This is a genomic window from Streptomyces sp. NPDC033178 (assembly GCF_055577685.1).
The window spans coordinates 148,528-172,898 of the sequence record NZ_JBVIPT010000009.1 but is presented as its reverse complement, the minus strand read 5'-3'; the positions used below and the strand labels follow the sequence as shown (position 1 = coordinate 172,898).

Below are 24,371 nucleotides of genomic sequence, written 5' to 3'. Positions count from 1 at the left end.
GTTCGCCAACTGCGTTTGAGAACAAGTTGAATTGGGTACCGTGCGCAATCCGTCCTGAAACAGATGTCACGCCACAATCCGGCCAAAGACAGCGGAGACGGTTGTCATGTGATGGGGTGACAGCGTCTGTTGACCGTCGGGCCGGCCCCGCGTCGGCCCTCTCGTGGAAGGACGCACAGTGGCACTCGCAGACCGTTCCTTCGCACGTCGAAGACTCCTCACCACGGCCGCAGCCCTGGGAGGAGCGGCACTCCTGGGCGGCACGGCGCACGCGGCCGAGACACCGGAGCAGGGACCTCACAAGGAATCACAGAAGGGATCGCAGAAGAGGCCGCAGAAGAACTGGCCGGACAGGTTCCCCCTGCCCAACGGCTTCCAGCCGGAGGGCATAGCCATCGGCTCCGCCCCGTTCGCGTACTTCGGGTCGCTGGCCAACGGCGACATCTACCGCGCGAGCCTCGCCACCGGGCGCGGCTCCGTCATCAGCAAGGGCCCCGGCGCCGGACACCCCAGCGTGGGACTGAAGATCGACCGGCACGGCCGCCTGTTCGTCAGCGGCGGGGCCGGTGGCGATCTGCGTACCGTCGACGTCCGTACGGGAGAGATCGAGAAGTCGTACGCCGTCGGCGGCACGTTCGTGAACGACGTGATCCTCGCGCCGGGCGCCGCCTAGTTCACCGACTCCTTCGCGCCCCGGCTCTACCGGCTCGCGCTCGACCGGCATGGCAGGCCCGGGGCTGTCAGGACCGTACCGCTAGGTGGTGACTGGCAGCAGGGCGCGGACTTCACCGCCAACGGGATCGAGCGCACACCGGACGGCAGCGCGCTCCTGGTGGTGAACGCCTTCGCCGACGGCGGCACGCTGATGCGTGTCGACCCGCGCACCGGAGCCGCCACCGCGGTCGACCTCGGGGCAGCCAAGATCCCCAACGGCGACGGGCTGTTGCTCCTCGGCCGCACTCTCTACGTCGTTCAGCAGCAGCAGAACGCGATCGACGTGTTCCGGCTGAACTCCGCCGGCACCAAGGGCACGGTGATCACCCGGATCACCGACCCGCGCTTCCGGATCCCGACGACGGCCGCGGCGTGGGGCGACCGTCTCTACCTGCCGAACGCGCGCTTCGACGTCGAGCCGACGCCCGACACGGAGTACGACGCGGTGGCCGTGCGTCAGGTCTGACGCGCGAGGGGCGGCGCGCCCGACGCGCGCCGCCCCTTCGCCCGGTCAGTCCTCCGAGGAATCCGACGAACCGGAGTCCGAGGAGCCGGAGCCTGAGCCGGAACCCGAGGATCCGGTGGATTCGGCGTCCGAGGATTCGGCGTCCGAAGCCTCCGACGGGCCGGATGTCCCCGTCGTGCCGGACGCCTCCGACGCGTCGCCGTCCGAAGAGTCGGAGATGTCGGAGGTGTCGTCGTCGACGGCCCCGTCCGTGGCCTCCGGCCGCTGCGGCGGCCTCGGCGGCCGGGCGCGCCCGCTCGGGCCGTCCCTGAGGTACGTGGCGGGATCGCCGCTCTCCGTGGCATGGCCGCCGGGCGGCGAACCCGGACCGCCCCCGTCCCGTCTGCGCAGATATCGCTCGAACTCGCGGGCGATCGCCTCGCCCGACGCCTCCGGAAGCTCGGCGGTGTCCCGGGCCTCCTCCAGCGTCTGTACGTACTCCGCGACCTCGCTGTCCTCGGCGGCCAGCTGGTCCACGCCCAGCTGCCAGGCCCGCGCGTCCTCGGGCAGTTCGCCCAGCGGGATCCGCATGTCGATGAGGTCCTCAAGGCGGTTGAGGAGGGCCAGCGTCGCCTTCGGGTTCGGCGGCTGCGATACGTAGTGCGGCACGGCCGCCCACAGCGAGACCGCCGGTACGCCCGCGTGCGTGCATGCCTCCTGGAGGATGCCGACAATGCCTGTGGGGCCCTCGTACTTGGTCTCCTCCAGGTCCATCGTGCGGGCCAGGTCCGCGTCCGACGTGACGCCGCTGACCGGGACCGGACGGGTGTGCGGGGTGTCGCCCAGCAGGGCGCCCAGGATGACGACCAGCTCGACGCCCAGCTCATGGGCGAAGCCGAGCAGTTCGTTGCAGAACGAGCGCCAGCGCATCGACGGCTCGATGCCCCTCACCAGCACCAGGTCCCGCGGCTTGTCACCGCCGACCCGGACCACCGACAACCTTGTCGTCGGCCAGGTGATCTTGCGGACTCCGCCGTCCAGCCACACGGTCGGGCGGTTCACCTGGAAGTCGTAGTAGTCCTCGGCGTCGAGCGCCGCGAACACCTCGCCCTTCCACTCCCTGTCCAGATGCGCGACCGCGGTGGAGGCAGCGTCGCCGGCGTCGTTCCAGCCCTCGAACGCGGCCACCATGACCGGGTCGACCAGCTCGGGAACCCCCTCGAGCTCGATCACCCAGCGCCTCCTTCCGACGTGCCCTCGCGTACGCCCCAACCTTACGGCTTGCGTGGGGAGCGCCCGCAGCCCCCTTGCATGGGGGAGTGACCGCATCACTGCCCCGTTCGTCACTTCCGAACACCCCGCAGTCGTCCGAGCTGTCCCCGGCCAACTTCCACCGCGGGCCCGGACATTGTTTCGAGGTGGCGCCATACGTCGGACGACCGCCAGAGGTCGGATGTCCGAACCGTTCCCCAGGCAGGGTGATCACAACGTCGAGCGCAGCCACTGTTCCACGCTCGCGATGTGCACGGTCGCCCAGGAGCGGGCCGCCTCCGCGTCGCGGTCGCGGAGCGCGCTGAGGATCGCGCGGTGCTCGTGGAGGGTGCGGCTGACCGCGTCCTCCTGGGTCAGGCCGCGCCAGATACGGGCGCGGGTCGTGGGACCGGACAGGCCGTCGAGGAGGGAGCAGAGCACCGAGTTGCCGGACGACTGGACGATGCCCCGGTGGAACTCCAGGTCGCAGGCGACGAGCTCCTCCACCGAGGGCGCTGCGCCGAGCGCGTTCAACTGGGCGCCGAGCGCGTCCAGTTGCTGCTCGCTGATCCGCAGCGCCGCCATCGCCGTCGCGGCCGGCTCCAGGATGCGGCGTACCGCGAGGAACTCCAGGACAGTGTCGTCGCGGTGGAAGTCCACGACGAAACTCAGCGCCTCCAGAAGGAGCTGCGGGTCCAGGCTCGTGACGTACGTGCCGTCGCCCTGCCGCACGTCCAGGATGCGGATCAGGGAGAGCGCCCGCACCGCCTCCCGCAGGGAGTTGCGGGACAGGCCGAGATCGGCGGCGAGCTCGCTCTCCTTGGGGAGCCGGTCGCCGGGGCGCAGTGCGCCGGAGACGATCATTCCCTTGATCTTCTCGATCGCCTCATCGGTGACTGCCATGGCGGGCCTCCCTGTCGATCAGATATGTCGCTCAGACATCCGATGTCTCATTATGCGGCTTCCGTCGCCCCCGAGAGCCCGGCAGTGACGATCACGATCACACAAGGTCGGACGGTGACACGAGGGCCGCCAGGTCCGCAAGCGCGGCGGCCTCGTCGAGCGTCGTGAGCCTACGGCCACGCATCAGGATCCGTCCGTCGACGACCGTGTCCCGTACGTCCGAGGCACGCGCCGAGTACGCGAGGGTCGACCACGGATCGTGGCGGGGCGCCAGATGCGGACCGCCCAGGTCCAGGACGATCAGGTCGGCCCGCTTGCCCGCCTCCAGCGAACCCAGGTGGGCGTCGAGGCCCAGCGCGCGGGCGCCCTCGATGGTGGCCATGCGCACGGCCTGCTCGGCGCCGACCGCGGTCGGGTCGCCGGCCGCCTTGTGCACCAGGGCGGCCGTGCCCATTGCCCGCAGGACGTCCAGCGTGTTGGAGCTGACCGCGCCGTCCGTGCCGAGACCGACGGTCACCCCCGCGTCCAGCAGCCGGGGCACCGGGGCGATACCGCAGCCCAGCTTGAGGTTGGACACCGGGCAGTGGGCGACCGAGGTGCCGGTCCGGGCGAGCGCCGCGATCTCGGGGCCGGTCAGGTCCACGGCGTGGGCCAGCAGCAGATCGGGGCCGAGCAGCCCGAGCGAGTCGAGCAGCTCCACCGGGCGTTTGCCGTGGCGCTCCTCGACGGTCGCGACCTCGGCGGCGTTCTCCGCGGCGTGAATGTGCAGCAGCGCGCCGAACTCCCTTGCCAGCGCGGCGATTTCGGTCAGCTGGGCGGGGGAGAGCGTGTAGGCGGAGTGCGCGAAGAGCACGGGACGCGTGCCGGGCCGCCGGTCCCTGTCGGCCAGGTCCCGGCGTGCCCACTCCAGCCGGTCCCCGTACGCCATGCCGTCGGGCGGGGTCGGTACGTCCATGAACGTCGGCCCCGTGTGCAGCCGCCAGCCCGCCTCGTGCGCGACCCGCTCGGCCGCCTCGTGGAACCAGTACATGTCGAGCGCCGAGGTCACCCCGGCCCGTACGCTCTCTGCGATCGCGACCCGGATCGCCGCCGCGACGTTCTCCGCCGACAGCAGTTCGCTCTCCCAGCGGATCACCCGCTCCAGGAAGCCCTGCAGCGTCACGTCGTCGGCACGGCCGCGCAGTAGCGTCATCGCCAGGTGGGTGTGCGCGTTGACCAGGCCGGGGAGCACCAGACAGCCGGTCGCGTCGAGGTCGTGGGCGGCCGTGTAGCGCGCCCGCAGGTCCGCGGCCGGTCCGACCGCGAGGATCTCGCCGTCGCGGACGGCCACGGCTCCGGCGGGTACGACCGTGCCGGCCGCGTCGACGGTGAGGATGTCGCCGCCGTGCACCAACAGGTCGGCTGGAGCGGTCCGTTGGGCGGGAATGCTCACAGCGCTTCCCCTTCCGCGAGCAGGCGCAGGGCTTCGAGGGAGACCACACTGCCGCGCTCCACGCCCGCGGCGACGACCTCGCGGTGCGGGTTGTAGCCACCCGTGACCTTCTCGTCGACGAGTTCGTCCGCGTTCGCGCCGTCGATCACGAGGACACCGCCCGCGGTCAGGCCCCGCAGCGAGGCCGTGATGAGCAGCGCCGACAGCTCCATCTCGATGGCGGCGAGTCCCGCCCCGTCGTACGAGGGCAGGGGTATCAGCCCCGGCTGGAAGGCGGCCCGCGTCCACACGAAGCCCCGGTGGTGCGGGGCGCCCTGCTCGCGTGCCGCCCGCTGGAGCGCGAGCACCGCCTCGGGCGCGGACACCGCCGGATACTCGGGCGGCAGCAGCTGCTGGGTCACCCCGTCGTCGCGTACGGCCGCCTCCGCTATCACCAGATCGCCGTCCCGGATCCCGGGCCGCATCGCACCCGCCGTGCCGAACCGCAGGATCGTGCGCACCCCCGCGTCGGCCAGCTCCTGGAAGAGCAGGATCGCCCCGGGCCCGCCGACGCCGTGCGAGGCGACGACGACCGGCAGCCCCTTCCAACTCCCGCTGAACACACGGTATTCACGGTGGTACGACACCTCCTCCGCGCCGTCGAGCAGCGCGGCGACGGCCGCGGCACGTGCCGGGTCACCGACCACGACGGCGTGCGGGGGCAGCCCGGTGCGGGGTATCCGGGTGATGGGCAGCAGGTCCTGCGTCATGAAGCGACTCCAGTCGTACGGCCGGTGCGGCGGCGGCGCTGCGCCGTGCTCAGTGACGCATCGTCAAAAGTGCCCTGCACACCGAAGATCGTACGCAGCAGGAAGCGGAGGACATCGAAGCACTGGGCCGCTGCCCGGCCGGCCGGGCAGCGGTGGACATGCCGAAGGGCGGCTCCCCCCGTGGGAGCCGCCCTTCGGACGTGGTGTGGCCGTTCGGCTACTTCTCGTCGAGCAGGCCCTGCACCTTGCCCCGTACCTCGTCCGTCGCGAGGCCGCGGATCGTCAGCGTCGTACGGCGGCGCAGTACGTCGTCCGCAGTCTCGGCCCACTCGTTGTCGCGCGCGTACACGACCTGCGCCCAGATCTCGGGAGCGTCCGGGTGGACGCGTTCGGCCAGCTCCGGGTTGTCGTTGGCCAGCCGCGCGATGTCGAAGGCCAGCGAACCGTAGTGCGTGGAGAGATGCCTGGCGGTGTCGGCGGCCATGCGCGGGCCGGGTGCCGGACCGTCGACCAGGAGCCGGTGCGCGACCGCGCGCGGGTTGGCGACACCCGGCAGCGGCAGCTTCTTCGGCAGCTCGGAGATCGGCTCGAAGTCCTCGCCGAGCGGACGGCCCGGCAGCGACTCCAGCTTCTTCATCACCGTACGGCCGATGTGCCGGAAGGTCGTCCACTTGCCGCCCGCGACGGACAGCATGCCGCCCCGGCCCTCGGTGACGACCGTCTCCCGCTTGGCCTTCGACGTGTCGCCGGGACCGCCGGGCAGCACGCGCAGACCCGCGAAGGAGTACGTGATCAGGTCACGGGACAACTGCTGGTCGCGGATGGAGAACGCGGCCTCGTCGAGGATCTGGGATATGTCCTTCTCGTTGACCGCCACGTCCGCCGGGTCGCCCTCGTACGCCTCGTCGGTCGTGCCGAGCAGCAGCATGTCCTCCCAGGGGAGGGCGAAGGTGATGCGGTACTTGTCGATCGGGGTGGCCAGCGCGGCCTTCCAGGGGGAGGTGCGCTTGAGGACCAGGTGCGCGCCCTTCGACAGGCGGATGGACGGCGCCGCGTTCTCGTCCTCCATCTTCCGCAGGTGGTCGACCCACGGCCCGGTCGCGTTGAGCACGAGGCGGGCCGACACGCCGAACTCCTCGCCGGAGAGCGTGTCCTTCAGCTCCGCGCCGGTCACCCGGCCCCGGGTGAAGCGCAGGCCGGTGACCGCGGCGTGGTTGAGCACGGTGGCACCGGACTCGACGGCCCCGCGGACCGTCATCAGCGCCATCCGGGAGTCGTTCATCTGGTCGTCGCCGTACACGGCCACGGCCTTGAGGTTGTCCGTGCGCAGCTCGGGCACGTCCTGCGCGGCCTTCGACGGCGAGAGCAGATGCCCCACGCCGTCACCGAAGGCCGACAGGGCCGAGTACGCGAAGACACCCGCGCCCAGCTTCGCCGCGCCGTGCGGCCCGCCCTTGTACACGGGGAGGTAGAACGTGAGCGGATTCGCCAGGTGGGGGGCCACCTGACGGGAGACCGCACGGCGCTCGAAGTGGTTCTCCGCCACCAGCTTCACCGCGCCGGTCTGCAGATAGCGCAGACCGCCGTGGAGAAGCTTGGAGGAGGCGGAGGAGGTCGCGCCGGCGAAGTCGCCGGCGTCGACCAGGGCCACCCGCAGGCCCGACTGTGCGGCATGCCAGGCGGTGGAGATGCCCAGGATCCCGCCACCGATCACCAGGAGGTCGTATGTCGCCTTGGACAGCTGCTCCCGGGTCTCGGCACGGCTCACTGCCTTGAAACCGTAGGCGGCGGAGCCGTTGGCCGGGTGCGTCCCAAGAGCCGGGACACTCTGCAGGGTGGTCATTGCGAATTACTCCTCGTCAGCGTCGTCTTCGAGCCAGCCCATGGTCCGCTCGACGGCCTTGAGCCAGCTCTTGTACTCACGGTCGCGGGTCTCCGCGGCCATGTTCGGGGTCCACTCGGCGGCCCTGCGCCAGTTGGCGCGCAGGTCCTCGGTGTTGGTCCAGAAGCCGACGGCGAGACCGGCGGCGTAGGCGGCGCCGAGGCAGGTGGTCTCGGCGACCATCGGGCGCACCACGGGGGCGTCCAGGACGTCGGCCAGGGTCTGCATCAGCAGGTTGTTGGAGGTCATGCCGCCGTCGACCTTGAGGGCCGTGAGTTCGACGCCGGAGTCCTTCGTCATGGCGTCGCTGATCTCACGGGTCTGCCAGGCCGTGGCCTCCAGGACGGCGCGCGCGATGTGCGCCTTGGTGACGTACCGGGTCAGACCGGCGATCACACCGCGGGCGTCGGGACGCCAGTACGGGGCGAACAGGCCGGAGAAGGCCGGCACGAAGTACGCGCCGCCGTTGTCCTCGACCGACAGCGCGAGCGTCTCGATCTCGGCGGCGGACTTGATCAGGCCCATCTGGTCGCGCATCCACTGGACGAGCGAGCCGGTGACGGCGATGGATCCCTCAAGGGCGTAGACCGGCTTCTGGTCGCCGATCTGGTACCCGACGGTGGTCAGCAGCCCGCTGTAGGAGTTGATGAGCTTGTCACCGGTGTTCATCAGCATGAACGTTCCGGTGCCGTACGTGGACTTGGCCTCGCCCTCGGCGAAACAGGTCTGGCCGAAGAGGGCCGCCTGCTGGTCGCCGAGCGCGGAGGCGACCGGGATGCCGCCGAGCAGGTCGCCCAGCTTGCCGCCGGTGATCTCGCCGTAGACCTCGGCGGAGGAGCGGATCTCGGGCAGCATCGCCAGCGGGACGCCGATCGACTCGGCGATCTTCGGGTCCCACTGCATGGTGTGCAGGTTCATCAGCATGGTGCGGGAGGCGTTGGTGACGTCGGTGACGTGCCGGCCGCCGTTCACACCGCCCGTCAGGTTCCAGATGACCCAGCTGTCCATGGTGCCGAAGAGGATGTCGCCGGCCTCGGCACGCTCGCGCAGGCCCTCGACGTTGTCGAGCAGCCAGCGGGCCTTCGGACCGGCGAAGTACGAGGCCAGCGGCAGGCCGGTCTCGCGGCGGAAGCGGTCCTGGCCGACGTTGCGGCCGAGCTCCTTGCAGAGCGCGTCGGTGCGGGTGTCCTGCCAGACGAGCGCGTTGTGGACGGGCTCACCGGTGTTCTTGTCCCACAGCAGCGTCGTCTCGCGCTGGTTGGTGATGCCGATGGCCTTGATGTCGTCGCGGGTGATGCCGGCCTTCGCGATGGCCGAGGCGACGACCTCCTCGACGTTCGTCCAGATCTCGGTGGCGTTGTGCTCGACCCAGCCCGGCTTCGGGAAGATCTGCTCGTGCTCCTTCTGGTCGACGGAGACGATGCGCCCGTCGCGGTCGAAGACGATGCAGCGGCTGGAGGTGGTGCCCTGGTCGATGGCGGCGATGAACGGGCCGGTGCCGTGGGAATGCGTGGCGGCGGTGTGCGCGTCGGTCACGGTGTGCTCCTGAAAGTCCGTGGATAAGGGGCTGGCTTACGGCGTATTGCTCTCGGCTCCGAGCCGACGTCCGTCCCGTACCGGACGGACGTCGACACCGAGCGGACGTACGGCTCTAAGCAAAAGCGACGTTGTAGAGGCCTGCGGCGATCGCTCCGCCGATCAGCGGACCGGCGACCGGGACCCAGGCATAGCTCCAGTCGGACCCGCCCTTGTTGGGCAGGGGAAGCAGGGCGTGCACGATACGCGGACCGAGGTCACGGGCCGGGTTGATGGCGTACCCCGTCGGACCACCGAGGGAGAGGCCGATGCTGACGACCACGAGGGCGGTGATCAGCGCGCCCAGGGTGCCGAGACCCTTGCCGCTGTCGTTGAGTCCCTGCGTGAGCACCGCGAGCACCAGCACGACCGTGCCGATGATCTCCGTGGCGAGGTTCTGCCACGCGACCCGGACCTCCGGGCCGGTGGAGAAGATGCCGAGCACCGGGCCGGCCTTGGCCTCCCGCGCCTCCACGGACTTGGTGTCCTGCGCACCGGGACCGCCCACGCTGTGCTGGTCTGGAAAGAGGGCGCGGTCGGTGAGGTGCGCGTGGAACTGCCCGTAGTAGGCGACCCACACCAGCGCCGCGCCGATCATGGCCCCGAGGAGCTGGCCCGACCAGTAGGTCAGGACGTTGCTCCAGGCGTCGTCCTTGATGGCGATCGCGAGGGTCACGGCCGGGTTCAGATGGGCACCGGAGAGAGGCGCCGAGGTGTACACGGCGGTCAGTACCGCGAAGCCCCACCCGAAGGTGATGGCGAGCCACCCGGCGTTGCGTGCCTTGGAGGCCTTCAGCGTGACGGCGGCACAGACACCGCCGCCGAGCAGGATGAGTATGGCGGTACCGATGGTCTCGCCGATGAAGATGTCGGAGCTGGACACCCGCGACTCCTTTGTCCTTCGTCCAGGGGAAGCCGAACCCCGGGTCCCTCCGGTGGTTCGCGACCTCAGGTGAGGTCGTTGCGGCCCTTGGCGTTGTCACACTCTAACGCGTATTGCCGGTAGGTGTTCGACAATGCCGACCGATGGACGCGAGTCTCGCTCTCCCGTTACCAGCTCGTCAAGGCTTCCGTTGTCGAAAACGCGATCGTTATTCATTGCTGTGAAACATCGATCTTGGGAAGGCCGCGTACCGCGTGCGAGCTGGCACGTTCCGTGGTCGCGAGGGCATGACAAAGGGCCGGTACGTCGTCGATGTACCGGCCTTGTTTCCGTTCGAAGTGCCCCGTGAACCTCAGAACCGCCCGGCGCCCAGATCACGGGACACCGCGCGGGCGCAGTCGCGGACCGCCGCGATCAGCTCGGGGCGCAGCTCGCCGTCCTTGCAGACGCGCTCCACCGCCCCCGTGACGCCCACCGCGCCGACCGGCATCCGCCGCTGGTTGTGAATGGGCGCGGCCACCGAGGCCACGCCCGTCCAGGTCTCCTCCACATCGGCCGCGTACCCGCGCGCGCGTGTGAGGTCGAGGACGGTCTCGAAGGCGTCCGCCTCGCTTATCGTGCGGACCGTGAACTCCTTGCGCTCGGCCTCCAGGACCTCGCTGTGCGCCACCGGGTCGTAGGCCGACAGGACCTTGCCCAGCGCCGTGGAGTGCAGTGGCTGCATGGCCCCGACCTCCAGCACCTGCCGGCTGTCGTCGGGCCGGAACACGTGGTGCACGATCAGGACGCCCTGCTGGTGCAGGACCCCCAGATAGACGCTCTCGCCGCTCGACCGGGCCAGGTCGTCGGTCCACACCAGGGCGCGCGCCCGCAGCTCGTGCACGTCGAGATACGTGGTGCCCAGGCGCAGCAGTTCCGCGCCCAGCTGGTAGCGCCCGGACGCCGCGTCCTGCTCGACGAAGCCCTCCTGCTGCAGCGTGCGCAGAATGCCGTGGGCCGTACCCTTGGCCAGGCCGAGCGACGAGGCGATGTCCGACAGGCCGAGCCGTCGCTCGCCGCCCGCGAGCAGCCGCAGCATCGCGGCCGCCCGTTCGAGCGACTGGATGTTCCGTGCCATCGCCGTCCTGCCCTCCGTCCCCTTGGACCGTCGGTCGGCGCTTCGCTGCCACCGTTCGGCAATGTCGAACACTACCGCTCGTCGTCGATGTCCCGCCAATGGGTGGCAGTGATGTGTTGCAGCGAAGTGTTGCGGCCGCAACACCGCCGGTGCCGTCGGCCGCATCCCCGCCACGGATCACGCGATCCCCACCGCAGGTCGCGCACGTGTCGCCCGTCCGCCCCGTGGACTCCACTGACCCGGCGCGCCGTCGCGGGCTACCCTTGCGGCGTGCGCCTTCCATGAGAAGCGCAAAGCCGACAGCCGTCGCACTTCAGGGAGCATCTTCCATGGCCTCGTCGCCTAACCCGTCCCTCTCGTCCTCCTCCGCCTACAGCAGGACCCGAACCGATGCCCTCCGTGAGGCGCTCGCCACCCGCGTGGTGGTGGCCGACGGTGCGATGGGCACGATGCTGCAGGCACAGGATCCGACGATGGAGGACTTCGAGAATCTCGAAGGCTGCAACGAGATCCTGAACCTCACGCGTCCGGACATCGTCCGTTCCGTCCACGAGGCGTACTTCGCCGTGGGCGTCGACTGCGTCGAGACCAACACCTTCGGCGCCAACCACGCGGCCCTCGCCGAGTACGACATCGCCGAGCGCGTCTTCGAGCTCTCCGAGTCGGGTGCCCGCATCGCCCGCGAGGTCGCCGACGAGTTCACCGCCTCGACCGGGCAGCAGCGCTGGGTGCTCGGCTCCATGGGCCCCGGCACCAAGCTGCCGACCCTCGGCCACGCCCCGTACACCCTGCTGCGCGACGCCTACCAGCGGAACGCCGAGGGCATGATCGCCGGCGGCGCCGACGCGCTGCTCGTGGAGACCACCCAGGACCTGCTGCAGACCAAGGCGTCGGTCATCGGCGCCCGCAAGGCCCTGGACACCCTCGGCGTCGACCTGCCGCTGATCGTCTCGGTGACCGTCGAGACCACCGGCACCATGCTGCTCGGCTCGGAGATCGGCGCCGCGCTCACCGCGCTGGAGCCGCTCGGCATCGACATGATCGGCCTGAACTGCGCCACGGGCCCCGCCGAGATGAGCGAGCACCTGCGCTATCTGGCCCGCCACTCCCGCATCCCGCTGTCCTGCATGCCGAACGCGGGCCTCCCGGTCCTCGGCAAGAACGGCGCCCACTACCCGCTGACGGCACCCGAGCTGGCCGACGCCCAGGAGACCTTCGTACGCGAGTACGGCCTCTCCCTGATCGGCGGCTGCTGCGGCACGACCCCGGAGCACCTGCGCCAGGTCGTCGAGCGTGTACGGGACCTGACCCCGGCCGCGCGCGACCCGCGCCCCGAGCCCGGCGCCGCCTCGCTCTACCAGACCGTGCCGTTCCGCCAGGACACCGCGTACATGGCGATCGGCGAGCGGACGAACGCCAACGGCTCGAAGAAGTTCCGCGAGGCCATGCTGGACGGCCGCTGGGACGACTGTGTGGAGATGGCCCGCGACCAGATCCGCGAGGGCGCGCACATGCTCGACCTGTGCGTCGACTACGTGGGCCGCGACGGTGTGGCCGACATGGAGGAGCTGGCCGGCCGCTTCGCCACCGCCTCCACGCTGCCGATCGTGCTGGACTCCACCGAGGTCCCCGTGATCCGGGCCGGTCTGGAGAAGCTCGGCGGCCGTGCGGTCATCAACTCCGTCAACTACGAGGACGGCGACGGCCCCGAGTCGCGGTTCGCGAAGGTCACCAGGCTGGCGCAGGAGCACGGCGCCGCGCTGATCGCGCTGACCATCGACGAGGAGGGCCAGGCCCGCACCGTCGAGCACAAGGTCGCCATCGCCGAGCGGCTGATCGAGGACCTGACGGAGAACTGGGGCATCCACGAGTCGGACATCCTCATCGACACCCTGACCTTCACGATCTGCACGGGCCAGGAGGAGTCACGGGGGGACGGCATCGCCACGATCGGGGCGATCCGCGAACTGAAGCGGCGTCACCCCGACGTACAGACCACCCTTGGTCTGTCCAACATCTCCTTCGGCCTCAACCCGGCCGCCCGTGTCCTGCTCAACTCGGTCTTCCTCGACGAGTGCGTCAAGGCGGGCCTCGACTCGGCGATCGTCCACGCGTCGAAGATCCTGCCGATCGCCCGCTTCGACGACGAGCAGGTCAACACGGCCCTCGACCTGATCTACGACCGGCGCGCGGAGGGCTACGACCCGCTGCAGAAGCTGATGGCGCTGTTCGAGGGCGCCACCACCAAGTCCCTGAAGGCCGGCCGGGCCGAGGAACTGGCCGCGCTGCCCCTGGACGAGCGGCTCAAGCGACGCATCATCGACGGCGAGAAGAACGGTCTTGAGGCCGACCTCGACGAGGCACTCCAGACCCGACCGGCCCTCGACATCGTCAACGAGACGCTCCTCGACGGCATGAAGGTCGTCGGTGAGCTGTTCGGTTCCGGCCAGATGCAGCTGCCGTTCGTTCTCCAGTCGGCCGAGGTCATGAAGACCGCCGTGGCCCATCTCGAACCGCACATGGAGAAGACCGACGACGAGGGCAAGGGCACCATCGTGCTGGCCACCGTGCGCGGCGACGTCCACGACATCGGCAAGAACCTCGTCGACATCATCCTGTCCAACAACGGCTACACCGTCGTCAACCTCGGCATCAAGCAGCCTGTCTCCGCGATCCTGGAGGCCGCCGAGGAGCACCGCGCCGACGTCATCGGCATGTCGGGACTGCTGGTCAAGTCCACGGTGATCATGAAGGAGAACCTGGAGGAGCTCAACCAGCGCAAGCTGGCCGCCGACTACCCCGTGATCCTCGGCGGCGCGGCCCTCACCAGGGCGTACGTCGAGCAGGACCTGCACGAGATCTACGAGGGCGAAGTCCGCTACGCCCGCGACGCGTTCGAGGGCCTGCGCCTGATGGACGCGCTGATCGCGGTCAAGCGCGGCGTGCCCGGCGCGAGCCTGCCCGAGCTGAAGCAGCGCCGGGTCAGGGCCACCGTCCAGACGGTCGTCGAGGAGCGCCCCGAGGAGGGCTCGGTCCGCTCCGACGTCTCCATCGACAACCCGGTCCCCGAGCCGCCCTTCTGGGGCACCCGCGTCATCAAGGGCATCCAGCTCAAGGAGTACGCCTCCTGGCTCGACGAAGGCGCGCTGTTCAAGGGCCAGTGGGGCCTCAAGCAGGCGCGTACGGGCGACGGGCCGACGTACGAGGAGCTGGTGGAGACCGAGGGCCGGCCGCGGCTGCGCGGCCTCCTGGACCAGCTGCAGACCGGGAACCTGCTGGAGGCGGCCGTCGTCTACGGCTACTTCCCGTGCGTGTCCAAGGACGACGACCTGATCCTCCTCGACGAGCAGGGCAACGAGCGCACCCGCTTCACCTTCCCGCGCCAGCGCCGCGGCCGTCGGCTGTGTCTCGCCGACTTCTTCCGGCCGGAGGAGTCCGGCGAGACGGACGTCGTCGGGCTCCAGGTCGTCACCGTCGGCTCCCGGATCGGCGAGGAGACGGCCAAGCTCTTCGAGGCGAACGCCTACCGCGACTACCTCGAACTGCACGGCCTGTCCGTGCAGTTGGCCGAGGCCCTCGCCGAGTACTGGCACGCGCGCGTGCGTTCCGAACTCGGCTTCGCCGGGGAGGACCCGTCCGACGTCGAGGACATGTTCGCCCTGAAGTACCGCGGCGCCCGCTTCTCCCTCGGCTACGGCGCCTGCCCGGACCTGGAGGACCGCGCCAAGATCGCCGAGCTCCTGCAGCCCGAGCGGATCGGCGTCCACCTCTCCGAGGAGTTCCAGCTCCACCCGGAACAGTCCACGGACGCGATCGTGATCCACCACCCGGAGGCGAAGTACTTCAACGCCAGGTAAGCGCCCTTCAGGGGCGCGAGCAGCCGTAACGGGCCCGCGGCCGCCAACGTGCCGCGGCCCCCGTTACAGGAGGCACTTCTCTCGACGGCGACGTACACTGGTCGGTCCAGTGCAGGCCGGTTCCCCGGGAGGGAACCGGCCTTCTCGTCCCTACACGGAGGTGCGCCTATGACCAGTACGGTCCCCGCACTAGGTACCCAAACGGCCGAGGGCTCCGCCCTCCAGGCCGTACTCCTGGACATGGACGGCACCCTGGTGGACACCGAGGGCTTCTGGTGGGACGCCGAGGTGGAGGTGTTCGCCCGCCTCGGCCACACCCTCGACGACTCCTGGCGCCACGTGGTCGTCGGCGGCCCCATGACCCGCAGCGCGGGCTTCCTCATCGAGGCCACCGGCGCGGACGTCACCCTCGCCGAGCTCACGGTCCTGCTGAACGACGGGTTCGAGGACCGGATCGGCCGCGTCCTGCCGCTGATGCCGGGCGCCGCGCGGCTCCTCGCCGAGCTGGCCGCGCACAGGATCCCCACGGCCCTGGTCTCCGCCTCGCACCGGCGCATCATCGACCGCGTCGTGACCTCGCTGGGCCCCCAGAACTTCGCTCTGACGATCGCGGGCGACGAGGTCGAGCGCACCAAGCCGTTCCCCGATCCGTATCTGCTGGCGGCCGCCGGCCTGGGCGCGGATCCGGCCAGATGTGCGGTCATCGAGGACACGGCGACGGGCGTCGCCGCGGCCGAGGCGGCGGGCTGCCACGTGGTCGCCGTACCGTCCGTCGCACCCATTGCTCCGGCGGTCCGGCGCACCGTTGTTCCGTCCCTCGAACAGGTTGACCTGTCTTTTCTACGGGGTCTGATGACGGAAAAGCGCTAATCCTTCACCCAGGGTGAATGATTGAATGCCGGAAAAACTACGTGGTCACGGCACCGGAGTAATTCGATCCCCTTCCGTGTGTCGCGGGTGGCCGAATTCGAGCGCTTCCTCACATGGTTGACGATGTGACGTTCGACACGCTGCAGGCCGTCGACAAGCTGCCCCGGCTGTGTCTTGGAAGCCCTTTCGGTGCGGTTCGACGCGTCCTTGTGTCCCGATTCATGGAACGCTGCACCAATCCTTCCGCTGTCGGGTTTTCGGTGCGTCCACACCCGGTTTCGCAGCGTGATGGGAGCTCAACTCCGGTACCTGCGAACGGTCCTGCTGGTGCGGACTAATCTCATCGAGACATCGCCGTAACCCCCGTGACCCCACCGCCGCAACCCGGCCTGCAGGGTTAGCGGGATCGACAGCTCTGGAGAACTTCGAGCATGAACCGTAAGACTTTGGTGCTGCCGGCCGTGATCGGTCTGCTCGCCCCGGTCCTCGCCGCGTGCGGCGGTTCCGACAGCGGGGACAACGGCGGCGACGCCATCGTCGTCGGCACTACCGACCGGTTCACCGCCTCGAAGGAGGACCCGGCGCCGCTCGACCCGGCCTCCGCGTACGACGTGGGCACCTGGAACATCCTCCGCCAGACCGTCCAGACGCTGATGGTCATGCCCAACGGCGGCGGCGACCCGGCTCCGGAGGCGGCCGAGGAGTGCGGCTTCACCGACTCGGGCAACGAGCGGTACGCCTGCACCCTGCGCAAGGACCTCAAGTTCTCCAACGGTGACCCGATCACCGCCGAGGACGTGAAGTTCTCCATCGACCGCGCCATGCAGATCAAGGCGGACAGCGGTGTCTTCGCCCTGCTGTCCACCGTCGACACCGTCGAGACCAAGGGCGACCGAGAGGTGATCTTCCACCTCAACAGCGCGGACGCCACCTTCCCGTTCAAGCTGTCCACGCCCGTCGCGGGCATCGTCAACCCCGACGACTACGACAAGAACAAGCTGCGGGACGGCTTCGAGGTGAACGGCTCCGGGGCGTACACCCTCAAGGCCGAGGTCAAGGACGACGTGATCGTCAAGGCCGTCTTCACCAAGAACCCCAACTACCAGGGGACTTCGGAGCTGAAGAACGACAAGGTCGAGCTGCGCTCCTTCGAGAGCGCCGACGCCATGGGCACCGCGCTCGACAAGGGCGACATCGACATGATGACCCGCACCATGTCGCCCGCGCAGATCAAGAAGCTCCAGAACGACAAGGGCACCGACGTCGACCTGATCGAGCAGCCCGGTCTGGAGATCCGCTACCTCGGCTTCAACACCAACGACCCTTCGGTGAAGACGAAGGCGGTCCGTCAGGCGATGGCCCAGGTCATCAACCGCGGCGAGCTCACCTCGCAGGTGTACGGCTCCGGCGCCGACCCGCTGTACTCCATGGTCCCGGCCACCGTCACCGGTCACGCCAACTCGTTCTTCAACAAGTACGGCGACCCGAGCGTCCCCAAGGCCAAGGACATGCTGGCCGCGGCGAACATCACCACGCCGGTGAAGCTGACGCTGCAGTACACGGACGACCACTACGGACCGGCCACCAAGGAGGAGTTCGAGCTGCTGCAGAAGCAGCTGAACGACAGCGGCCTGTTCAAGGTGAGCATCAAGGGCGAGAACTGGTCGACGTTCCGCCCGAACGAGCAGAAGGGCGAATACGAGGTCTACGGCATGGGCTGGTTCCCGGACTTCCCCGACGCCGACAACTACCTCGCGCCGTTCCTCGACAAGGACAACACCATCGGCTCGCCGTACGCGAACCCGGAGATCCGCTCCAAGCTGATCCCCGAGTCCCGCCGCGAGGCCGACCGCCTCACCGCCTCTAAGAGCATCGAGGAGATCCAGAGCATCGTCGCCGACGACGTCCCGGTTCTGCCGCTGTGGCAGGGCAAGCAGTACATCGCCACCCGGGACGACATCACCGGCGCCGAGTACGCGCTCAACTCCTCGGCGACGCTTCAGCTCTGGGAGCTCGGCCGCGGAGTCGGCGGCTGAGCCCGAGGCGACGACGCCCGACCGGACCGGGCGGCTGAGCCGGAAGCGACGGCTACCGACCGGACCAGAGACAGACCAACGACAAGGCACACGCTCGTGAACATGCGCACCAAGTGGCCGGTCCTGCCCGTCGTGGCGGGCCTGTCCGCCGGCCTGCTGACGGGATGCGGCTCGGAGTCGGGGGGTTCCGGGGGCAGTGGCTCCGACGTCGTCATGGGAATGACGGACGACGTCCTGGCCACGGATCCCGCCTCCGGCTACGACCCCGGCTCCTGGCTCCTCTTCAACAACGTCTTCCAGTCCCTGCTCAGCTTCCCCAAGGGCGGCACCGAGCCGGAGCCGGAGGCCGCCAGAGAGTGCGGGTTCACGGACACGGAGGCCAAGGTCTACCGGTGCACCCTGCGCGACGGGCTGAAGTTCAGCAACGGTGACGATCTCACCTCGCAGGACGTCAAGTTCTCCTTCGACCGCATGACGAAGATCGACGACGACGCCGGGCCCGCGATCATGTTCCCCATGCTGGACAAGGTGGAGGCGCCCAACGACAAGACGGTCGTCTTCAGGCTCAAGGTCTCCGACGCCACCTTCCCGAGCAAGATCGCCTCCGGTGCCGGTTCGATCGTCAACCGCCGGGAGTACTCGGCGGACGGGCTGCGCGAGGACGGCAGGGCCGTCGGCTCGGGCCCGTACAAACTGGAGTCGTTCAGCAAGGACGAGGCCGTCTTCACGGTCAACGAGAACTACGAGGGCAACGCCGAGACGCAGAACGACGGCGTGACCCTCAAGCTGTTCCACGGCGACCAGGCCGGCCTGAAGAAGGCCGTCCTCGACGGCCGGGTCGACGTCGCCTACCGAGGCCTCGCAGCCAAGGACATCGCCGAGATCGAGGCGGACACCACCGGCAGCCAGGAGATCGACGTCGTCGAGGGCTCCAGCGCCGAGGTGCAGCACCTGGTCTTCAACATGAAGGACCCGGTGGCGGGCAAGCAGGGCGTCCGCAAGGCCATCGCCCATCTGCTCGACCGCGACGCCCTCATCAAAGAGGTCTACGAGAACACGGCGGCCCCGCTGTACTCGATCATCCCGGCCGGTATCACGGGCCACAACACGGCCTTCTTCGACACCTACGGCGCCCGCCCCTCGCGCGCCAAGGCCGAGGCCACGCTGCTGGAGGACGGCATCACCGACAAGGTGAAGCTGACCCTCTGGTCGACGCCGACCCGCTACGGCCCCTCCACCGACCAGGAGTTCAGGGCGATCGCGGGGCAGCTCAACGCGAGCGGCCTGTTCGACGCGACCGTGAAGTCCGTCGCGTACGACAAGTACGAGAAGGACATCGAGGCGGGCAAGTACGGCGTGTACGTGAAGGGCTGGGTGCCGGACTACCCGGACCCGGACAACTTCACGGCCCCGTTCTTCGGCGAGGGCAACGTGCTGGGCAACAACTACACGAACAGCACGGTCACCGGGCGGCTCATCCCCGAGACCGCCGCCCAGAGCGACCGCGCCTCGACCGAGCCGGAGTACGGCGAGCTCCAGGACATCGTCGCCGACCAGGTCCCGATCATCCCGGTCTGGCAGGCCAAGCAGTACGCGGTCGTCCGCGACAGCGTGTACGGCCTGGAGAACTGCCTCGACGCGTCGACGGTGTTCCGCTTCTGGGAGATCAGCAAGGACTGAGCCCGTCCGCGCACAGCCGCCGCGCACGCGCAGAACGGCCGCCCCCCTCATTCGAGTTGTTCGAGGGGGCCGGCCGTTCTCCTGTCAGAGGTCCGTGGCGGGGGCGCTCACTGCGCGCCGGGGCGCACCAGACCGCTCTCGTACGCGTACACCGCGGCCTGCACGCGGTCGCGCAGCCCCAGCTTGGTGAGGACGTGGCCCACGTGCGTCTTGACCGTCGTCTCGCTGACGAACAGATCGGCTGCGATCTCCGCGTTCGACAGACCGCGGGCCACCAGCTTCAGCACCTCGACCTCGCGCTCGGTGAGCGTGTGCAGGGTGTCCGGCACCGGCTCGTCGCCCGAGGGCAGATGGCTCGCGTACTTGTCGAGGAGCCGACGGGTGATGCTGGGTGCGAGCATGGCCTCACCCGAGGCCACCACCCGGATCGCCTGCACCAGTTCGTTGGCGGGTGCGTCCTTCAGGAGGAAGCCGCTGGCGCCGGCGCGCAGTGCCTCCACCACATACTCGTCGAGGTCGAAGGTCGTCAGGACCAGCACCTTCGCCGGACCGTCCCGACCGGGGCCGGTGATCTGACGGGTCGCCTCGACCCCGTCCATCCGCGGCATGCGGATGTCCATCAGAACCACATCGGGCTGCAGGGCCCGTACCTGATCCAGTGCCTGGAGACCGTCACCGGCCTCGCCGACGACCGCGAGGTCCTGCTCGGCCTCCAGGATCATCCGGAAGCCGGTACGCAGCAGCGGCTGGTCGTCGACCAATAGGACGCGGATGGCCACGTAAGTCTCCTTCGTTAGTCCGGCCCCATTCTGCCCTGCTCGGCACCGCCGGACTCGGGCGCCCTCACGGGGAGCGGGGTGCCGGCTCGGGGGCGGCTCCCCGGCCTTCGTCCGGGGCCGGCTCCGCCCGGCGCACCGGCAGCGGATAGGGCGGGGGAGTGCCGCCGAATTCCGGACACACGGACCGGTGGTCGCACCAGCCGCAGAGCTTGGTGGGGCGCGGCCGCCAGTCACCGGTCTCCGTGGCCAGCCGGATCGCCTCCCACAGCGAGTGCAGCTTCCGCTCGACGCGCTCCAGGTCGGCGGGGACCGGGTCGTACGTCAGGACGTCGCCGCTGCCCAGATAGACGAGCTGGAGGCGGCGCGGGACCACCTGCTTCAGCCGCCAGACCACGAGGGCGTAGAACTTCATCTGGAACAGGGCGCCCTCCGCGTACTCCGGGCGCGGGGCCTTGCCCGTCTTGTAGTCGACGATCCGCACATCGCCCGACGGGGTCACGTCGACGCGGTCGATGATGCCGCGCAGCTTCAGGCCCGAGTCCAGCTGGGCCTCCACGAACAGCTCGCGCTCGGCCGGTTCGAGACGCGTCGGGTCCTCCAGGGTGAACCAGCGCTCCACCAGCTGCTCCGCCTCGGTCAGCCAGCGGGCCAGCCGCTCGCCCGCCGCGTTCTCGTCGGCGTCCGCGAACAGCTCGGCGAGCTCCGGCTTCGCCTCGCGCAGCCGGTCCCACTGACCGGGGATCAGCGACTTCGCACGCGGCGCGGTCCGCTCGGTGGCCGGCGCGTCGAAGAGCCGCTCCAGCACCGCGTGCACCAGTGTGCCCCGCGTGGCCGCCTCGCTCGGCTTCTCGGGCAGCTTGTCGATCACCCGGAAGCGGTACAGCAACGGGCACTGCATGAAGTCCCCGGCCCGCGAGGGCGACAACGAGGCCGGCGGCACGGCGACGGTGACGCGAGCGGGCTCGGCGACCACGACAGGGTCGGCCGCGGGGGCGGACGGGGCTTGGACCGGCACGTCCGCGGGCTCGGCCGAGGTTCCCGTCGGTTCGGGTTGCGGGCCCGCCTGAGCCACGCCGTCGGTGCTGGTTTCCATGACGACAGACCTTACGGCCCGCCACTGACAGTGCGACACACGGTGACCTGCGCGCGCCCGCCACGGAGTGGGAAACAGAGGGGGTGCCGGGGCCGAACGCGACACGACGGCCGCATACCATCGACCACAGGACCTCTCGCCGTGCATGATCGCGAGCGGGAGACGCGTCGAACGAGGGGACATCGTGGACGAGAGCGGCGGGAGCGGGCAGCCGCGATCCGGCACGGACGAGGCGGACGAGCGCCGCACGGGTCGGCCGCGCCCCGGCGATCCGGCCACCTCGACGGCCCGGCCGCACTCCGGCGAGGAGCCGCACGACACCGACGCCCATGCGAAACCCCAGCCGGAGGCAGACACGGCAGCGGCAGCGGAGGCAGGACAGCCGGACCAGAACGAGGGAACCCCGGACGACCCGGCGGACGACCAGGCTGCTGGTGCTGCTGGTGCTGCTGGTGCTGCTGGTGCTGCTGGTGCTGCTGGTGCTGCTGGTGCTGCTGGTGCTGCTGGTGCCGCTGGAGACGGCGAAGATGGCGAAGCGCGGGCGGATGCGCCGCCGGCCGACCTGCGGAAGGCACCCACCTTGCCGCCCACCTCGCCACCCGCCTCACCGCCTGCCCCGGACCCCCGCTCCGATGACCCCGCGCCCGGGCAGCCCCACGACGCCCACCGCTCCGAGGCACACACCCCGCCCGCCAAATCCAAGTCCGGGCGGAAGAGGGGCTCGTCCTCCCGGCGCGGCAAGGAACCGGGTGGCGGCCTGCTCATGGGACGCCCTTTCGGCGTCCCCGTGTACGTGGCGCCCAGCTGGTTCCTCGTCGCCGCGCTCATCACCTGGGTCTTCGGCGGCCAGCTCGACCGCGTCCTGCCCGAACTCGGCATGGCCCGCTACCTCGTCTCTCTCTTCTTCGCGGTCGCCTTCTACGCCTCCGTACTCGTCCACGAACTGGCCCACACGGTCGCCGCCCTGCGCTTCGGACTGCCGGTGCGCCGTATCCAGCTCCAGTTCTTCGGCGGTGTCTCGGAGATCGAGAAGGAGTCCGAGACCCCGGGCCGCGAGTTCGTCCTCGCCTTCGTCGGCCCCCTGCTCTCGCTGATCCTCGGCGGCCTCTTCTACCTCGCCCTGCAGGCCGTCGAGCCGGGCACCGTCCCGGGCGTCCTGCTGGCCGGCCTGATGATCTCGAACCTGATCGTCGCCGCGTTCAACCTGCTCCCCGGTCTGCCCCTCGACGGCGGCCGGATGCTCAGGGCCGTCGTCTGGAAGATCACCGGCAAGCCGATGAGCGGCACGATCGCCGCCGCCTGGGTCGGCCGCGCCCTGGCGATCTCCGTACTCATCGGACTGCCCCTGCTCACCCAGTCCGGGGCACTCGGCGCCGACGCCGAGGACATCGGCGGCATGGACACCGTCATGGACGCCCTGCTCGCCGCGATCCTGGCCGCGATCATCTGGACCGGTGCCGGGAACAGCCTGCGGATGGCCCGCCTGCGCGAACACCTGCCCGAGCTCAGGGCCCGGGCCCTGACCCGCCGCGCGGTGCCGGTGGAGACCAACACCCCGCTCTCGGAGGCGCTGCGCCGGGCCAACGACGCGGGCGCCCGCGCCCTGGTCGTGGTCGACCCCGACGGCGAACCCCTCTCCCTGGTCCGCGAGGCCGCCATCGTCGGCGTACCGGAACACCGCCGCCCCTGGGTCGCCGTCAGCGGCCTCGCCCAGGACCTGACGGACGGCATGCGCGTCTCCGCCGAACTGGCCGGCGAGGACCTCCTGGAGGCCCTGCGCGCTGCGCCTGCGACCGAGTACCTGGTGGTGGAGGACTCCGGTGAGATCTACGGAGTCCTCTCGGCAGCAGACGTGGAACGGGCCTTCGTGAAGGCAATGGCCCGCCCCAACTGAGAGCTGAGCTCGTGCACGGCGCGCCGCAAGGGGCGCGGGGCTGTTGCAGCATGCGGCTCCGCCGCGTGGGCGCGCCGAGTCACGACGGACCCCGCGGTGTTCCACAGCCCTCCAGTGGAGCCCCACTGCGGTCGGAGCGCCCCGCAGGGACCGGTAGGCTGTTCACATGTCCGAACCGACCGGTGCCGCCCGCCGACGTGGGCCCTTCAAGGTCGGGGACCAGGTACAGCTGACCGACCCCAAGGGCCGCCACTACACGTTCACGCTCGAAGCGGGGAAGAACTTCCACACCCACAAGGGTTCCTTCCCGCACGACGAGCTGATCGGCGCTCCCGAGGGCAGCGTTGTCCGCACCACGGGGAACGTCGCCTATCTGGCGCTGCGCCCCCTGCTCCCCGACTACGTCCTGTCCATGCCCCGCGGCGCCGCCGTGGTCTACCCCAAGGACGCGGGGCAGATCCTGGCCTTCGCAGACATCTTCCCCGGCGCACGCGTCGTGGAAGCGGGCGTGGGCTCCGGCTCGCTCAGCAGTTTTCTGCTGCGCGCCATCGGCGACCAGGGCATGCTGCACTCCTACGAGCGCCGCGAGGACTTCGCCGAGATCGCCCAGCAGAACGTGGAGCGCTACTTCGGCGGCCCGCACCCCGCCTGGCAGCTCACCGTCGGCGACCTCCAGGACAACCTCAGCGACACCGAGGTCGACCGGGTCATCCTCGACATGCTGGCCCCGTGGGAGTGTCTGGAGGCCGTCTCCAAGGCACTCGTCCCCGGCGGCATCGTCTGCTGCTACGTGGCGACCACCACCCAGCTCGCCCGGACCGTCGAGTCCATCCGCGAGATCGGCTGCTTCAACGAGCCGAGTGCCTGGGAGTCGATGATCCGCAACTGGCACATCGAGGGCCTGGCTGTCCGCCCGGACCACCGGATGATCGGGCACACCGGCTTCCTGCTCACCGCCCGCCGCCTCGCGGACGGCGTCGAGCCGCCCATGCGCCGCCGCCGTCCCGCCAAGGGCGCGTACGGCGAGGACTACTCCGGTCCGAACGCCGACGGAGGCACCGGCCGCTGACTGACGGAGGCGCCGGCCGTCGAGGCGGCCCTGTGCCGCGTACAACGCTCAAGCGTCGTGGGGGGGGGGGGGGGGGGGGGGGGGGGGGGGAGGAGGAGGGGGGGTTTCTTTTTTCACCACACAGAAGAGCAAAGAGGGGGAG

The 24,371-nt window shown here is 69.9% G+C and carries 16 protein-coding genes and 1 pseudogene; 7 read left to right on the top strand and 10 right to left on the bottom strand.

The genetic code is table 11. The features are described 5' to 3' along the window. The first annotated feature begins 178 nt into the window (after positions 1–178). Positions 179–1,180: pseudogene (locus tag ACZ5VQ_RS23310) on the top strand (SMP-30/gluconolactonase/LRE family protein). Positions 1,181–1,225: 45 nt separating this feature from the next. Here the strand turns inward: ACZ5VQ_RS23310 and ACZ5VQ_RS23305 are convergent. The 8 genes from ACZ5VQ_RS23305 to ACZ5VQ_RS23270 all read right to left on the bottom strand — a co-directional run bounded on the left by ACZ5VQ_RS23305 (position 1,226) and on the right by ACZ5VQ_RS23270 (position 10,951). Further along, positions 1,226–2,392: a PAC2 family protein gene (locus ACZ5VQ_RS23305; protein ID WP_469106536.1), complete on the bottom strand. Its 1,167-nt coding sequence runs from the start codon at positions 2,390–2,392 to the stop codon at positions 1,226–1,228. Positions 2,393–2,641: 249 nt separating this feature from the next. Beyond that, the gene (locus ACZ5VQ_RS23300) at positions 2,642–3,313 is read right to left on the bottom strand and encodes a FadR/GntR family transcriptional regulator (RefSeq protein ID WP_055613331.1); all 672 of its coding nucleotides are present in this window, start codon (positions 3,311–3,313) and stop codon (positions 2,642–2,644) included. Positions 3,314–3,410: 97 nt separating this feature from the next. Next, a complete protein-coding gene (locus tag ACZ5VQ_RS23295) occupies positions 3,411–4,745 on the bottom strand; it encodes an amidohydrolase (protein ID WP_469106535.1) in 1,335 nt (444 codons plus the stop codon). Further along, a complete protein-coding gene (locus tag ACZ5VQ_RS23290; RefSeq protein WP_469106534.1) occupies positions 4,742–5,494 on the bottom strand; it encodes a nucleoside phosphorylase in 753 nt (250 codons plus the stop codon). The genes ACZ5VQ_RS23295 and ACZ5VQ_RS23290 overlap by 4 nt, the downstream gene beginning before the upstream one ends. Before the next feature lie 217 nt (positions 5,495–5,711). Beyond that, positions 5,712–7,337 (bottom strand): glycerol-3-phosphate dehydrogenase/oxidase, encoded by a 1,626-nt coding sequence (locus tag ACZ5VQ_RS23285; RefSeq protein ID WP_469106533.1) that lies wholly within the window; start codon positions 7,335–7,337, stop codon positions 5,712–5,714. A gap of 6 nt (positions 7,338–7,343) precedes the next feature. Beyond that, positions 7,344–8,912 (bottom strand): glycerol kinase GlpK, encoded by a 1,569-nt coding sequence (gene glpK, locus ACZ5VQ_RS23280; protein ID WP_469106532.1) that lies wholly within the window; start codon positions 8,910–8,912, stop codon positions 7,344–7,346. A 115-nt stretch (positions 8,913–9,027) separates the two neighbouring features. Continuing rightward, positions 9,028–9,834: an MIP/aquaporin family protein gene (locus ACZ5VQ_RS23275; RefSeq protein ID WP_469106531.1), complete on the bottom strand. Its 807-nt coding sequence runs from the start codon at positions 9,832–9,834 to the stop codon at positions 9,028–9,030. Positions 9,835–10,186: 352 nt separating this feature from the next. Further along, positions 10,187–10,951 (bottom strand): IclR family transcriptional regulator, encoded by a 765-nt coding sequence (locus tag ACZ5VQ_RS23270; RefSeq protein WP_469106530.1) that lies wholly within the window; start codon positions 10,949–10,951, stop codon positions 10,187–10,189. A 329-nt stretch (positions 10,952–11,280) separates the two neighbouring features. Between ACZ5VQ_RS23270 and metH the strand changes: the two genes are divergently transcribed. From metH to ACZ5VQ_RS23250, 4 genes are all read left to right on the top strand, one after another. Next, complete coding sequence (metH, locus tag ACZ5VQ_RS23265) at positions 11,281–14,808, top strand: methionine synthase (RefSeq protein WP_469106529.1); 3,528 nt, start codon at positions 11,281–11,283, stop codon at positions 14,806–14,808. Positions 14,809–14,976: 168 nt separating this feature from the next. Further along, on the top strand, positions 14,977–15,678 hold the full coding sequence (locus tag ACZ5VQ_RS23260) for an HAD family hydrolase (protein ID WP_362077726.1): 702 nt from the start codon (positions 14,977–14,979) through the stop codon (positions 15,676–15,678). A gap of 431 nt (positions 15,679–16,109) precedes the next feature. Next, a complete protein-coding gene (locus tag ACZ5VQ_RS23255) occupies positions 16,110–17,714 on the top strand; it encodes an ABC transporter substrate-binding protein (RefSeq protein WP_469106528.1) in 1,605 nt (534 codons plus the stop codon). A 96-nt stretch (positions 17,715–17,810) separates the two neighbouring features. After that, positions 17,811–19,394, top strand: coding sequence for an ABC transporter substrate-binding protein (locus ACZ5VQ_RS23250; protein ID WP_469106527.1), 1,584 nt, complete (start codon positions 17,811–17,813; stop codon positions 19,392–19,394). Positions 19,395–19,501: 107 nt separating this feature from the next. Here the strand turns inward: ACZ5VQ_RS23250 and ACZ5VQ_RS23245 are convergent, their stop codons facing one another. After that, complete coding sequence (locus ACZ5VQ_RS23245) at positions 19,502–20,173, bottom strand: response regulator transcription factor (protein WP_362077735.1); 672 nt, start codon at positions 20,171–20,173, stop codon at positions 19,502–19,504. A gap of 64 nt (positions 20,174–20,237) precedes the next feature. Continuing rightward, entirely contained in the window at positions 20,238–21,266 is a 1,029-nt protein-coding gene (locus ACZ5VQ_RS23240) for a RecB family exonuclease (protein ID WP_469106526.1), read from the bottom strand. A gap of 145 nt (positions 21,267–21,411) precedes the next feature. Here ACZ5VQ_RS23240 and ACZ5VQ_RS23235 point away from each other — a divergent pair, with 145 nt between their 5' ends. Then, positions 21,412–23,160: a site-2 protease family protein gene (locus ACZ5VQ_RS23235; protein ID WP_469106525.1), complete on the top strand. Its 1,749-nt coding sequence runs from the start codon at positions 21,412–21,414 to the stop codon at positions 23,158–23,160. A 166-nt stretch (positions 23,161–23,326) separates the two neighbouring features. Further along, positions 23,327–24,229 (top strand): tRNA (adenine-N1)-methyltransferase, encoded by a 903-nt coding sequence (locus ACZ5VQ_RS23230; RefSeq protein WP_200399346.1) that lies wholly within the window; start codon positions 23,327–23,329, stop codon positions 24,227–24,229. The last annotated feature ends 142 nt before the right edge of the window (positions 24,230–24,371 follow it).